Origin of the sequence: Clostridium zhoujianii, from assembly GCF_051590805.1 — a bacterium.
Lineage (GTDB): Bacteria > Bacillota > Clostridia > Clostridiales > Clostridiaceae > Clostridium.
In genome coordinates this window covers 1-14,038 of record NZ_JBPUTF010000006.1, presented here as the reverse complement: position 1 = coordinate 14,038, position 14,038 = coordinate 1, and the positions used below count along the sequence as shown (strand labels likewise).

Below are 14,038 nucleotides of genomic sequence, written 5' to 3'. Positions count from 1 at the left end.
ATACTCCGTAATTATATATTATTACAAAATATATAATTAGTAGATGTTGTGGGGGGAGCGCATATTTTATCTTAGGAGGAAAGATATGGCTTCAAATTATGATGTAAAGTACAAAAACAGTTTAAAGGTTAGTATTACAAGAAAGGTGGGTATTATATTTTCGATAATATTTATTTGTAGTATTACCTGCATCTATGCATTAAATAGAATTGTTCTGGGAGAGTTAACAAAGAGTTTGGGTGTGGATTCGAATTTATTGTATTCAGCGAGCCATAGAATAGTTATATTCTATGGAGTATTCTTATTTATAGCTTTAGTAATAGGATTAGTATCTGTTTATAAATCTATTGAGAAGTTTGCAACTTTAATTCATAGGTTTAGAACTCACTACCAATTATTAAAGGAAGGAGAGTTGTTCTATAGGATTAGAGACAAACACTTCACAAGAGGCGATGAACTTGGTGGAATTGCAATTGAAACTGATGCAATGCAAGTTGGGATGATAGAGATGATAAAAGAAATTAATGTATCTGCAAGTGACGTTAATGAGCAATCTACTGAGTTGACTAAGGTGTCCCAGGGATTAATGAATACTACAAGTGAGATATCACAATCAATAGCAACTGTAACTTCAAATATTTCAGAAGAGTCTTCAGAAATAGTACATATATCAAATAAAATTTCAGATTTTAGGAAACTATTGGATAGTAGTTTAGGAGCTATTGAATCTATATCATTAATGGCCGATAATGTTAATAATAAAGCTATATTAAGCTTTTCTGATATGGATGAACTAAATAGTTCATTCCAAGATTTCAGTAATATATTCAACGAGTTTGTTCAGGTATTAACTGTAATGAAAAATAGTATTGAAGAGGTAGATGAGATAACTTCATTAATAAATGATATAGCAGAGCAAACAAACCTGCTTGCGTTAAATGCTGCTATTGAATCAGCTAGGGCAGGTGAAGCAGGTAAAGGATTTAGTGTAGTTGCCTCCGAAATACGTAATCTATCAGAACAAACAAAGGAATCATCAATAAACATAAATCAATTAATTAGGAAAGTGCTTCTAAGTTCAAATGAGCTTGTAGAAAAGACAAGCGAAATGACAGGTAAACTTCAAGTACAGAGTGAAACTATAAATAGTTCTACAGTAGCTTTTGGAGATATCTCCAAATCTATAAACGAAATGACACCAGAAATTGACAACCTATCTAAGACATCAAGGGATATAAAAGAGAGTAATAATTATATTATGAAGAAGATAGAATCAATATCAGAAGTTTCAACTGGTATAGCAGCCCTTTCAGAAGAGATAAATGCAGCTTCAGATGAGATGAGTTATTCTTCTGAAATTGTATACAAATCTGCTCAGAAGCTAAGTGTGGTAGCAGATCAAACAATAAAATCTGTAGGAAGATTTAAGTTAGAGAAGCCTGAGGATGAAGAGTGGAAGTAATAATTAAAAGGATGGGAGTTTAGACTCCCATCCTTTTAATTATGGAGATTTATAAAAGCAATTTCTGAGTTACTTCCAATCCTTATAGGAGGACCCCATGTACCAAAACCAGAACTTACAACAATATTTGTATTGCCCAATTTACCATATCCATAATCAACAGGGAACAGAATATTAGTTATAAAGTTTATAGGAAACATTTGTCCTCTATGTGTATGCCCTGATACTTGAAGATCTATGTCATTATCTGTTGATTCCTTGATATAATCAGGATTATGATCAATTACAATTGATGGTTTAGAGGTATCAACATCCCGTAGTATATCTTCAAGATTACTCCTATCACCACCATACCTTGATTTTGTAACATCATCTCTTCCAATTATATAGAATTCATTATTAACTAGGATTGAATTATCTCTTAATATATTAATACCGTATTCAGAAAGGATAGTAGCTAACTCATCAGATCTATCGGTATAGAAATCATGGTTTCCAAGAGCTATGTAGGTACCATATGTGCTATTTATGTTTTTAAGTTGTGCTAGCATTTCATCATGGAGAACAGGCTCTAAATCCATATCTACTAAATCTCCTGCTATTAAAACCATATCTGCATTAAGAGAATTTAAATTATCTATCATTTTAGATAGTCGTTTATTACCAATGATATCTCCTAAATGAATATCTGAAACTAAAGCAATTTTAATAGAGTCACTTGCAATAGGCTTATCTATGAGAATATCATAATTTTTAGTTTTAGTAGTATTGCTTAAGTAACTTCCTACTATAGTAATTAGAAATACAATTATCAATGAAAGAGTATAGAAATCAAAGTTTCTTTTTTTATTTTTAAAAGCTTTAGTTAAAAGGAATGCTAGTGGGAAAAGGATAATTATATAGAATAATACTGCTAAGTAGTATGAACCTACAAAAGCAAGGATTTTATTGATTATATGGGGCATGAACTTTCTACTTATCTCATAGATTAAAAATGAAGAAGCTATAAAAGAAAAAAGTATCCAGTATACTTTTGAGTTAAGCTTTTTTATTTTGTTAATAGATGTAAAGATTCTTTTGCCAATAAAATAATTAATAACAGCATATAAAGCTATAAAAATTAGTAAACCCAAAATCATTTAATCATCTCCTTAAAAATAGATATTTCAATAATTATACAATAACTACCAATATAATCAAGTAAGAACATTAGATAAATTAAAAATAAAAAGGATGCTAAAAATAAGCAGTAGTTATCTTAGCATCCAATAAAGTTTAATTACATATTTACTAGCATTTCTTTTAAGATAGCAGTTGAGTTCTTAACTGCTATTGGAGTAAACTTTTCAAAGTCCATATGTGCTCCATTATTAGCATTATCAGAAATAGATCTGATAACTACAAATGGAATATTGTTCAAGTAGCATGTGTGAGCAATACTTGCTCCTTCCATTTCGCAGGATAATGCGCCAAATTCTTTTTCAAGCCATTGGATTTTTTCAATACTTGCAACAAATACATCCCCGGAAACTATTCTTCCAGTAAAGGTATTGAAACCACCTACATTATCACATGCCTTATTAGCAAGTTTAACTAGTTCTTCGTCACATTTAAAATCAAAGGTATCAAGTCTAGGTATTTGACCATGAGGATCTCCAAAGGCGGTAGTATCCATATCATGTTGAACAAGATTACTTGCAACAACAACATCACCAGGATATATTTCCTTGCCAATTCCTCCAGCAACACCAACATTTATGACTTTATCAACATTGTATTCAGAAGCTAAAATTTGAGAGCATATAGCTGCATTAACTTTACCGATTCCACAGACAACAGCAACTACATCATTTCCCCATAGCTTACCTTTATTAAATGTCATATTAGCCTTAACTTTTTTATCCTCAAGGTCCATATCCTTAAGTAGTATTTCTAATTCTTCGCTCATTGCACCTATTATTCCTAAAGTCATAATTAAAACTCCTCCAAAAAAATTAGGCTAACAAGTTAGCCTAAAATAATTTAATATATATAGTTTAGCAAAAAAGCTAGTTTATTACCATTATAAATCTCTGTATACATAGATATTTTTATCAGGAAGTGTACTTACAAAGTTTTCTTGATAGTTAAAGTGAAGTTTTTTCTTGATTAAAATAATCAGAGGGATACTTATAGCTACTGAGACAAATATATTTATAATAATCCCAGGTATAGTTTCCGGTACAAAAGCAATAAAAGCAATTGTATTATTTACAAAGTGACAGAAGATGGTAAGATAAATTGACCTAGTTTTATAGTATATATATCCGAATAGTGCCCCTAGAATAAATGCATTAACTCCTTGATGGATATTCCCATGGGCAGCAGCAAATAAAAATGCTGATAATAGTATAGAAACCTTTGGAGAGTATTTCTTTAATAATCCACCCATTACAATGCCACGGCATATAACTTCCTCGATTATAGGAGCTACAATACATGCACTTAGGATAAAGTATAAGGTATTATTTTCTACTAATTCCTCAACACTATTTAAAAGGTCACCTTGAGGAATTAAATTTAATATCGGGAATATAAAGGCATCAAATAATAATCTAAATACTACTATAAATAATGCTAAGTACAAAAAATCCTTTTTATTAAATTTTTTAAATGTATTTTTACGCCAAGTCAATTTACCAAATGTATTTATTAATATCAATGATATTAATGGAATAGAAATTATATCAAATATAATCATTAGAGTGTAGGTTTTGCCTGAAAAATCAAAGCCCAAGATAGAGTTCCCTACTAAGCTAAATGTAACAGTTAGAAATTGCCATAACAAAATAGCCCATAGCCCTTTCCAAAAACCAACTTTAAATTCTATACTTTCTTCTTCAATTTGTATGATAGGTTTAAGTAATTTTCTAAATAAATTTTTCACCGATTTGCCTCCTAAAAGAATAGTCAATTTTAATTATATACAATATTTACTACTTTTTATATAAGTAAATATTTTATATATACTTGTTTTAAGTACAGATATAAAATAAAATAGATAAATAAGAAAATATAAAGGAGAGATGGATATGTTACAACATCCTTTATCTAGAACAGAGCTATTAGTAGGGAAAGATGGTTTAGATAAATTAAGAGAAAGTAAAGTAATAGTATTTGGAGTTGGTGGAGTAGGAAGCTTCACAGTAGAGGCACTTACAAGAGCAGGCGTTGGGACTTTAATTCTTGTTGATGATGATACAGTATGTTTAACAAATTTAAATAGACAGATACACGCTACATATGAGACTATAAGTAAAGTCAAAGTTGAAGTTATGAAGGATAGAGTTCTTTCAATAAATAGAAAGTGTAATGTTATAACTCATCAAGTATTTGTAACTAAGGAAAATATACCTGAGTTAATTCCAGATGATGTTGATTATGTTGTAGATGCTATTGATACAGTTTCAGCTAAAATTGCTTTAGTTGAGTATTGCAACGAAAAGGGAATTAAAATAATGTCTTCTATGGGAACTGGTAATAAGTTTGATCCTACTCAGTTCAAAGTAGCTGATATATATGATACAAAGGTTTGTCCCTTAGCTAAAGTTATGAGGTATGAGTTAAAGAGAAGAGGGGTAAAGAATCTTAAGGTAGTTTATTCAGAAGAACTTCCAACTAAGCCAAAAACAGAAGATGTAGTTACTTGTAAAACCGGTTGTGTTTGCACAGGTGGTAGTAAAAAGTGTGCACAAAAGAGACAAATACCTGGAAGTATATCATTTGTACCGCCAGTAGCAGGTATGATTATTGGCGGAGAAGTTATAAAGGATATAATAGCTTCAAAGTAGAATAGGATTCAGATTTAGAGAAGTATAGAGCTAAGGTTGAATTATTGACCTTAGCTCTTTTATATTGTTTTAGATAAATTCCACATTAACATTAACATCTTCACCAAGGATACTGCTCAATAAAGTTTTCATTGAAGCCTTAGCACTTTCAGATGCTTTAGCATATAATTCAGACTCATTCATTTTATTATAAATACTTGATTTTAGCTCGCGTTCAATAGCTCCGTATTCTTCAGAAGATAAGGATAAATCTCCAAACCGTAAAAGTCCTGTGACTGCTTCTTGGTAAATAGTTTTATCATGATTTATATTAATACTATAAACCTCAGGTTTTGGAACTTTTAAATCAATTTCTTTTTTGGATGAGTTTATTTCTATGTTTGAAGATGACAAGATAGATAAGTCCATAGAGTAAGAACAAGCAGCGGTATATGTTATTTTTTTATACTTCTTAAATATATCCCAATCACCCCAACTATTATCTACGATAATTGTCTCAGATAACTCAAGTTCTAAAGGGATAATTTTATTAGTCTCCTTAATATCATTTAATAGGCTTTCTTCAGTAACAAACTTTACACCTTTACCAGAAGTATCAGGAAGCTTCCATTCCTTAGTACTTTCAGTTGGAGAAACAAATAATTTATAACCAATAAGAACACCTAGCAAAATTAATATACAAGGAAAAATTAAGGAGAGCTTTGAGATTTTAGGTTTTTTAAAAAATTTAATAGTAATCCCTCCCAGCAATATTAGTTATAAAATAAATATATGAGAATGTGAAGCTGATTATGTTAATGAATTAATTAACCTTGTATTGTAGAGAAGATAATTTATAATATATAATAACTATAATAAGATAAATTAGGAGATGACTTTATGCCACAGGCTCAGGGGGTAACTATTTCAATAAATCCAAGTGATAATAAGGAATATGTTATAAGAGATAAAAACAAAATAAATATAGGTAGATTTAATATAGTAGATTTAGATACAGATAATAGAAAATGCAATATTAAATTTAAATTTTATAGAGTAGATGACTATGCATTATTGAAAGAGACCTTAAGTTTGCTACTTAAAGCTATATTTAAGGATTCAAATGTGAATAAAGTTAATGTATTTACTGCAGATACAGTAACTTTAGGGCCATTTTTAGATTTAGGATTTGTCTTAGAGGGAATTTTTACAGATAATATATATTCTCAAGGATTATATAATAATGAAATAGCTATGGGAATCAGTAGATTAGATTATAACTCTGGAGAAAGGTATAATTTTGCTCAAATGGAGTCTAAGAATTTTATGATAAGAATCCTTACACCAGAGGACTCAGAAAAATTATTGGAGTACTATATTAGAAATAAAGATCATCTAGAAGCATTTGAGCCAGTTAGAGACTCAAGCTTTTATACATTAGAGGTTCAAAGAAGTATACTAAGCGATAGTTATAGACAATTCTTAAATGGAAGTGCTATGGATTTTGGAATTTTTAAAGGTGATATCTTAATAGGAAAGTTAAGATTATCTAATATAGTATATGGTATATTTAAAAGTGGAATTTTAGGGTACTCTATTGATAAGGATGAGCAAGGAAAAGGCTTGATGAAAGAGGCAGTAAATTTAGTTGTAGACTATGCATTCCAAGAATTAGAGCTTCATAGAATAGAGGCATCGGCTTTAGTAGATAATGAAAAATCTAAAAAGGTTTTAATTGGATGTGGATTTGAAGAATTAGGTGTTAATAAGAATTATTTATTTATAAATGGTGGCTGGCAAGATCACATTACTTTTTATAAGGTAAAGGAAATGAACTTTAAATAGGGAGGAGTGATAGGATGAAGGTAGAATTAACTCAGGATCATATTGTATCAAAAATATTTAATAATAATATAATTTTGGTTACTGAATCAGATAAAGAGAAGATACTTTTTGATAAGGGTATTGGATTTGGAAGACGACCTGGATACAAGATACCTAAAGGAACTAAAGTAGATAAAGTATTTATTATAGCTGATGATGAAAACAGGGCTAATTTTAATAGTATTATTGAAAAGATTGATGGTGATTTCTTTGCAGTATGTGAAGAGGCAATATATGAAGTATCTGAGAAAATAAATAAAGAACTAGATGAAAGAATACATATAGGTCTTATTGACCACTTATATTTTGCCGTAAAGAGAATGAAAAATAAAGAGATTATAGAAAATCCTTTTTTAGTGGAAATAGAAACATTATATTCTAGGGAATATATGCTTGCAGAAATGGTTGCAGCTAAGATAGCGAAACATTCAAAGCTTGTTATTCCAGAAGATGAAGTTGGTTTTATTGCACTACATATTCATTCAGCTATAAATAATGGGACAGTTTCAAATACGTTAAAAAATAGTTACCTGGGAAATACAATAGTAGAGCATGTTGAGGATAGACTAAACATTGAGATAGATAGAAAATCTTTAGACTATGCAAGATTCCTAACTCATATAAAATTTGCACTGCAAAGAATAATGGAAAATAGACCAATAAATAATGAATTAAATGAGATGATAAAGGTTAGCTATAAAGAATCGTATAAAATAGCTGAAGAAGTGGCAAAAATAATTGAAGATGAGTTAGATATAAAAGTAAAAGAGGATGAAGTAACATTCTTAACTATACATATAGAAAGATTTAGAATGACTATAAAATATCTATAAAAACCTTTACAGACATTTTTAGATGTGTTATTATAAAAATACAATCAAATAATTAAGGTGTAACTGGTAATGCAGGCAAGACTTGGTATAGGCGTTGGTTCTATATTTACTTAGTAATATTTTGAGTAAATATGGGGAAGCTATATTAGAGTCTTTTTTTATTGTCTAATTTACCATTAAGCTGGCCAGCTTTTATAAATAAATAGACCTTATAAACTATTATTGATAGGAAAATAATAAGTATTAGGAGGAATTATAAATGCTTAAATTTTTACAAAGAATAGGTAAAGCAATAATGCTACCAATAGCAGCATTACCAATAGCAGGTATATTACTTGGTGTAGGTGGAGCACTTCTTGGAATATCAGGATTAGATAATCCACCATCAGTTTATCAACCACTTATAGCATTTGTTAATATCCCAGTTGTTACGGCTATATTAACAGTTATGAAAAATATAGGTGATATAGTTTTTGGAAATCTTCCACTTTTATTTGCAGTTGGTGTTGCAGTAGGTTTAGCAAAGAAAGATAAAGGAACAGCAGCATTAGCTTCTATTTTTGGATTTATAGTAATGAATCAAGTTATTTCAACCTTGCTTTCTTTAGGAACTACCCAATTAGGGGTAATTACTCCGGAAAATGTTGGTGAATATGGTACCTATGTTACAACTAATCTTGGTATATTTACTTTAAATATGTCGGTGTTTGGTGGTATTATTACAGGTATTATTACAGCTATACTGCATGATAGATTTCATGAAATCCAATTACCACAAGTAATAGGTTTCTTCTCAGGGTCAAGATTTGTCCCAATAGTTACATCTATAGTTATGGCGTTTGTTGGTGCAATATTAGCATTTGCATGGCCAGTAGTACAAAATGGTATATCAGTAATTGCAACTTTAGTTAGAGATTCAGGTTCTATAGGAACATTATTATACGGTATTATTGAAAGAGCATTAGTTCCATTTGGATTACATCATGTATTCTATACTCCTTTCTGGTTTGGTTCATTTGTTGATGGTCAAATTTTAGTTAATGGAGCATGGGAAACAGTTGCAGGTGCTAATACAGCATACTTTGCTCAATTATCAAGCATGACAGATTTAGTAGGCGCATCAGCAGATACTATGTCAACAATAGTAGGTGGGACAACTAGGTTTATGGCAGGTAAGTTCCCATTTATGATGTTTGGATTACCAGCAGCAGCTTTTGCAATGTATAAGGCAGCAGCTCCAACTAAGAAAAAGCAAGTTGGTTCATTGTTAGTGGCAGCAGCAGTAACTTCACTATTAACTGGTATTACTGAGCCACTAGAATTCACATTCTTATTTGTTGCTCCAGTATTATATGGTGTACACTGTGTATTAGCAGGATTATCATTTATGTTAATGGATATATTTAATGTATTTATAGGTATGACATTCTCAGGAGGATTAATTGACTTTAGTTTATTTGGATTACTTCCAGCAGGAGCAGGAGTGCCAACTAAGTGGTTTATGGTAATAGCAGTAGGAGTAGTATATGCATTGGTTTATTACTTCTTATTCTTATTTATGATCAAGAAGTTCAATTTAAAGACGCCAGGTAGAGATGAAAGTGAAGAGGAAACAAAATTATTCACTAAGGCTGATTATCAAGAAGCTAAGGGATCAAAGGGTGAAATAGTAGAAAAAGCTCCTTTAGTATTAGCAGCTTTTGGTGGAGAAGAAAATATTGTAAGCATCGATGCATGTATCACAAGACTTAGAATCGAAGTAAAAGATAAATCTAAGGTTAATAAAGAAGAATTAATGTCATTAGGTGCATCAGGTGTTGTAGAAGTAGGTAATGGAATGCAAGCAATATTTGGAGTTAAAGCAGATAGATATAAAAATGAGCTTAATAAAATATTAAATATAGAATAACATATTTGGTATAAGTTTAAGTGGCATTATGGATTTAAATCCCTAATTATGAAAAAGAGGTAAGATTTCTTACCTCTTTTCTTTATATTAACATTGACCATACTTCTTTGATATTATACAATTTAGATGTATAAAATTGAGGAGTTCTGTAATAAACATTTATGGAGAGAGGTGAATGTGATGGCTGTAACTTTGAATAAAGATGCTGTTTTAACCAGGTCATTTAATAACAGTATAGCTTTAGTTAGAACTGAGGGTAAGGAAAAGATACTATTTTCAAAAGGGATTGGATTTGGTAAAAAGTTTGGAGATATCATAACTGCTGGCACAGAAATTGAAAAGGTTTTTACTATAGAGAATGAAGATAATGTAAGAAATTTACAAAAGTTAATTAATACTGTAGATGAAGAGTTCTTTGTGGTTTGTGAAGAAGCAATTCTTGAGATTTCAAAAAGAATTAAGGGTGAGTTAAATGAAAATATACATGTAGGGCTTATAGATCATTTATCATTTGCTATAAAAAGACTTGAAAAGGATGAAGAAATTCAAAATCCATTTTTAGTAGAGATAGAAACTCTTTATCCAAAAGAGTATGAATTAGCAGAGTTTGTTGCTGATAAGGTTGGTAAGAAGGTAGGAGTCTTTATACCGGAAGGTGAGGTTGGGTTTATAGCTCTACATATCCACTCAGCTATGAATAATGGTAAACTATCTAATACTATTAAATATAGTTACATTGCTAATACTATAGTAGAGCATGTAGAAGATAGGCTAAATATTGAAATTGATAGAAAATCCTTAGATTATGCAAGATTCTTAACACATATAAGGTTTGCTATTGAAAGAGTTATGACGAATGTACCAATATGTAATGATTTAATAGGAATTATAAAGATTAGATATAAAAAATCATATGCAATAGCGGAAGAAGTAGCATTAATATTGAAAAAGCAATTATCTGTAGGTATATCAGAAGATGAAATTGCCTATTTAGCAATGCATATAGAGAGATTTAGGATTTCGATGAAACTATAATAAAAAAGCTAAGCATCAGAAGATGCTTAGCTTTTTTATGTTTTTACAGATAACAGATACTAGATCGTATATTCTATAACAACAGTTTCTCCAGCCACAGTTTCAATATTCTCCATTGGAGTAATTGATTTTGTTATATCAGGATTTGTTATTAATATAGGAGTTATTAGTGAAAGACCTTTGTTTTTAATAAATTCCCTATCAATTTTAATTATTGGAGTACCAGCTTTTACTTTAGCTCCTTGCTCTACTAATTGTTCAAAACCTTCTCCGTTTAAAGAAACAGTTTCAATACCAATATGAACTAGAAGTTCAATACCATTGTTTAATGTTAATGCAAAAGCATGTTTTGTTTTAAATACTAAAGTTAATTCTCCATCGGCAGGAGCTACAATAGTATCACCAATAGTATCTATAGCTATTCCGTCACCAGCCATTTTTTGAGCGAAAACAGGATCTGGTACTTCTGATAAAGGAATTGCCTTACCAGATACTGATGATACTAATTTAAAATTATTTTCCAAAGTGTCATTTTCTTTCTTCTTTTTTAAAAATCCAAACATAAGCTAAATCCTGAATGAACAGGATTACTCACATCCTTTCCCTTAAATTAATTGTATTATAAGTTAGTTTGTATATAATTGATAAAAAATATTAAAAAAAGGCATAAGTTTTTTTCAAAAACTTATGCCTGATTTAACAGTAACACGTCTTAAGCTAATTATATAGTTATGAGGTTTTTGTGTCAATAAAAAATAGTAGAAAAAAAGTTTAATTTACTAGTTGACTTGTAAAGGTTTTTATTATACACTTAGGTCAAGGATAATAAATTGAATTGATGATTGGCGTGCGACCATTATAATATTGGGCATTAGCTAAAGAGATATAACGAGATATCGTTACCTCTCTTTAGCTTTTTTTGTTTCCAAAAAGTACTCATACAAGAATTATTTTAACAATCGTCAAGAAAAAAGTATTAAATCCTGAAAAATAAGATGGAGGTATTTTTATTATGATGAAGTATTTACAAAAAATCGGGAAATCTTTAATGCTTCCAGTAGCATGTTTACCTGTTGCAAGTATCTTAATGGGTATCGGTTATTGGATGGATCCAAGTGGTTGGGGTGCAAATAGTGTAGCAGCAGCTTTCTTAATAAAAGCTGGTGGAGCTCTAATTGACAACATGGGAATATTATTCGCAATTGGTGTTGCAGTTGGTATGTCAGATGATAATGATGGAACAGCAGGATTAGCTGGTCTTGTTTCCTGGCTTACAATAACAACATTATTAGCACCAGGCGTTGTAGCAATGCTAAAAGGTATTGATCCAGAGTTAGTACCAGCGGCTTTCGGTAAGATTCAAAATCAATTTGTTGGTATAGTGTGTGGTATTATTGGATCAACTTGTTATAACAAGTTTAAGAGTACTAAATTACCAAATGCATTAGCATTCTTTAGTGGAAAAAGAAGTGTTGCTATAGTAACATCATTATGTTCTCTTGTAGCAGCTTTAATACTATTATTTGTATGGCCATTTGTTTATGGTGGATTAGTATCATTTGGAGAAGGAATAATTTCTACTGGTGCTATTGGTGCAGGTATATATGCATTCTTTAATAGATTATTAATCCCAACTGGTCTACATCATGCATTAAACTCAGTATTCTGGTTTGATGTTGCAGGAATTAATGATATCGCTAACTTCTGGGGGCAAGCATCAGAAGGTGTTAAGGGAGTAACCGGTATGTACATGACTGGATTCTTCCCAGTAATGATGTTTGGTTTACCAGCTGGTGCTTTAGCTATGTATCATACAGCTAAAGATAAGAAGAAAAAGGCTGTTTATGGTTTATTATTAGCAGCTGCTGTTGGTTCATTCTTTACAGGAGTTACTGAACCGTTAGAATTTGCATTTATGTTCTTAGCTCCAGGTTTATATGTAGTTCATGCTGGTTTAACTGGTATCTCAGCAGCTATATGTGCATTATTACCAGTAAGAGCAGGTTTCAACTTTAGTGCTGGTTTCGTAGATTGGTTCCTAAGCTTTAACGCTCCAATGGCTGAAAATCCATTATTATTAATTCCAATTGGTTTAGCATTTGGTGTTGTTTACTACTTCGTATTCCGTCTTGTAATTACAAAATTCAACTTAAAGACTCCAGGAAGAGAAGATGATGACGATACAAGTGAAGAAATTAGTGCAAAACTAGAAAGTAATGACTTCACAGAAGTAGCAGCTACTATATTAAGAGGTCTTGGTGGAAAAGAAAATATAGTATCTATTGATAACTGTATAACTAGATTACGTTTAGAAATTAAAGATCAATCTTTAGTAGATGAAAAAGTTATTAAATCTGCAGGTATATCAGGTATAATTAGACCAGGTAAAACAAGCGTACAAGTAGTTGTAGGAGTACAAGTACAGTTCGTAGCAGATGAGTTTAAGAAATTATGTAAATAGGAAAACAAAAAGGCAGTCCATAAATATATCATTTAAAGAGGTGGGTTTTATCCCACCTCTAATTTTCATATAGAAAATAAATATTAAATTAGGTAAATATAAGAGCATATTATATATGATTAAGGGGAGGTGAGAAGAAAGGATGATTTTAGATATATTTAAGTGGTTGTCTATAAATATAATATAGAAGTTAAAAATAGCTTCATTAATATATATAGTTTTTTTAGTCTTTAATAAAAATAAGGAGGTTTATACTATAAAACTAGAAGTAAATAGGAACACTAATCCTAGTGTGTCAATATGTATATTAGGTAGAAAATAATAGATATATAGAGTATTATTAGAATAACTATCTATAAAGGGATAATATTAGTCGAAGGTTGTCGAATGATATGGTAAGATAAGTCTTGTCGCTGAGATACGAAGTTCTCAACACTAAGAAGTTTCTAAAAAATCTTTTTATAAAAGTTTTTAGAAAAAGATGTTGACAGAATTCGAGTAGAGTGATAAGATAAGGAAGTCGCTTGAGTGCGACAAACAAATTGGTCTTTGAAAATTGAACAGATATATAAGTTAAAAACCAGCAATTCTTTTTATGAGTAAGTTTTTGAGATTAAGATTAAACTTTTTATTGAGAGTTTGATC

General features: G+C 30.4%; 12 protein-coding genes. 7 read left to right on the top strand and 5 right to left on the bottom strand.

Translation table 11 applies throughout. The annotated features are described in order from the left end of the window. The first annotated feature begins 85 nt into the window (after nt 1–85). Nucleotides 86–1,462: a methyl-accepting chemotaxis protein gene (locus tag ACSYT2_RS17665; protein ID WP_438385319.1), complete on the top strand. Its 1,377-nt coding sequence runs from the start codon at nt 86–88 to the stop codon at nt 1,460–1,462. A gap of 35 nt (nt 1,463–1,497) precedes the next feature. Here ACSYT2_RS17665 and ACSYT2_RS17660 read toward each other — a convergent pair whose 3' ends face one another. From ACSYT2_RS17660 to ACSYT2_RS17650, 3 genes are all read right to left on the bottom strand, one after another. Further along, the gene (locus ACSYT2_RS17660) at nt 1,498–2,601 is read right to left on the bottom strand and encodes a metallophosphoesterase (protein WP_430858112.1); all 1,104 of its coding nucleotides are present in this window, start codon (nt 2,599–2,601) and stop codon (nt 1,498–1,500) included. Between the two features lie 140 nt (nt 2,602–2,741). Continuing rightward, the gene (locus tag ACSYT2_RS17655; RefSeq protein WP_430858113.1) at nt 2,742–3,434 is read right to left on the bottom strand and encodes a 5'-methylthioadenosine/adenosylhomocysteine nucleosidase; all 693 of its coding nucleotides are present in this window, start codon (nt 3,432–3,434) and stop codon (nt 2,742–2,744) included. 90 nt (nt 3,435–3,524) lie between these two features. Further along, complete coding sequence (locus ACSYT2_RS17650; protein ID WP_430858114.1) at nt 3,525–4,388, bottom strand: CPBP family intramembrane glutamic endopeptidase; 864 nt, start codon at nt 4,386–4,388, stop codon at nt 3,525–3,527. 145 nt (nt 4,389–4,533) lie between these two features. Here ACSYT2_RS17650 and ACSYT2_RS17645 point away from each other — a divergent pair, with 145 nt between their 5' ends. Beyond that, nucleotides 4,534–5,292: a tRNA threonylcarbamoyladenosine dehydratase gene (locus ACSYT2_RS17645; RefSeq protein ID WP_430858115.1), complete on the top strand. Its 759-nt coding sequence runs from the start codon at nt 4,534–4,536 to the stop codon at nt 5,290–5,292. A 69-nt stretch (nt 5,293–5,361) separates the two neighbouring features. Here the strand turns inward: ACSYT2_RS17645 and ACSYT2_RS17640 are convergent, their stop codons facing one another. After that, nucleotides 5,362–5,961, bottom strand: coding sequence for a DUF4230 domain-containing protein (locus ACSYT2_RS17640; RefSeq protein ID WP_430858116.1), 600 nt, complete (start codon nt 5,959–5,961; stop codon nt 5,362–5,364). Nucleotides 5,962–6,171: 210 nt separating this feature from the next. On the opposite strand from ACSYT2_RS17640, the gene ACSYT2_RS17635 reads away from it, so the two are divergent. From ACSYT2_RS17635 to glcT (ACSYT2_RS17620), 4 genes are all read left to right on the top strand, one after another. Then, nucleotides 6,172–7,116: a GNAT family N-acetyltransferase gene (locus ACSYT2_RS17635; protein ID WP_430858117.1), complete on the top strand. Its 945-nt coding sequence runs from the start codon at nt 6,172–6,174 to the stop codon at nt 7,114–7,116. Nucleotides 7,117–7,130: 14 nt separating this feature from the next. Next, nucleotides 7,131–7,988 (top strand): glucose PTS transporter transcription antiterminator GlcT, encoded by an 858-nt coding sequence (gene glcT, locus ACSYT2_RS17630; RefSeq protein WP_430858118.1) that lies wholly within the window; start codon nt 7,131–7,133, stop codon nt 7,986–7,988. Nucleotides 7,989–8,247: 259 nt separating this feature from the next. Then, on the top strand, nt 8,248–9,897 hold the full coding sequence (locus tag ACSYT2_RS17625; RefSeq protein ID WP_430858119.1) for a PTS transporter subunit EIIC: 1,650 nt from the start codon (nt 8,248–8,250) through the stop codon (nt 9,895–9,897). 180 nt (nt 9,898–10,077) lie between these two features. After that, on the top strand, nt 10,078–10,932 hold the full coding sequence (glcT, locus tag ACSYT2_RS17620; RefSeq protein ID WP_430858126.1) for a glucose PTS transporter transcription antiterminator GlcT: 855 nt from the start codon (nt 10,078–10,080) through the stop codon (nt 10,930–10,932). 59 nt (nt 10,933–10,991) lie between these two features. On the opposite strand, the gene ACSYT2_RS17615 is transcribed toward glcT (ACSYT2_RS17620), so the two are convergent. Further along, entirely contained in the window at nt 10,992–11,495 is a 504-nt protein-coding gene (locus ACSYT2_RS17615) for a PTS sugar transporter subunit IIA (RefSeq protein ID WP_430858120.1), read from the bottom strand. Between the two features lie 449 nt (nt 11,496–11,944). On the opposite strand from ACSYT2_RS17615, the gene nagE reads away from it, so the two are divergent. Further along, nucleotides 11,945–13,393 (top strand): N-acetylglucosamine-specific PTS transporter subunit IIBC, encoded by a 1,449-nt coding sequence (nagE, locus tag ACSYT2_RS17610; protein WP_430858121.1) that lies wholly within the window; start codon nt 11,945–11,947, stop codon nt 13,391–13,393. Nucleotides 13,394–14,038: the final 645 nt, after the last annotated feature.

Coding starts and splice junctions, on each gene's coding strand:
- glcT (WP_430858126.1), top strand. CDS start 10,078: ATGGCTGTAACTTTGAATAAAGATGCTGTTTTAACCAGGTCATTTAAT.
- ACSYT2_RS17635 (WP_430858117.1), top strand. CDS start 6,172: ATGCCACAGGCTCAGGGGGTAACTATTTCAATAAATCCAAGTGATAAT.
- ACSYT2_RS17655 (WP_430858113.1), bottom strand. CDS start 3,434: ATGACTTTAGGAATAATAGGTGCAATGAGCGAAGAATTAGAAATACTA.
- ACSYT2_RS17625 (WP_430858119.1), top strand. CDS start 8,248: ATGCTTAAATTTTTACAAAGAATAGGTAAAGCAATAATGCTACCAATA.
- ACSYT2_RS17660 (WP_430858112.1), bottom strand. CDS start 2,601: ATGATTTTGGGTTTACTAATTTTTATAGCTTTATATGCTGTTATTAAT.
- nagE (WP_430858121.1), top strand. CDS start 11,945: ATGATGAAGTATTTACAAAAAATCGGGAAATCTTTAATGCTTCCAGTA.
- ACSYT2_RS17615 (WP_430858120.1), bottom strand. CDS start 11,495: ATGTTTGGATTTTTAAAAAAGAAGAAAGAAAATGACACTTTGGAAAAT.
- glcT (WP_430858118.1), top strand. CDS start 7,131: ATGAAGGTAGAATTAACTCAGGATCATATTGTATCAAAAATATTTAAT.
- ACSYT2_RS17645 (WP_430858115.1), top strand. CDS start 4,534: ATGTTACAACATCCTTTATCTAGAACAGAGCTATTAGTAGGGAAAGAT.
- ACSYT2_RS17665 (WP_438385319.1), top strand. CDS start 86: ATGGCTTCAAATTATGATGTAAAGTACAAAAACAGTTTAAAGGTTAGT.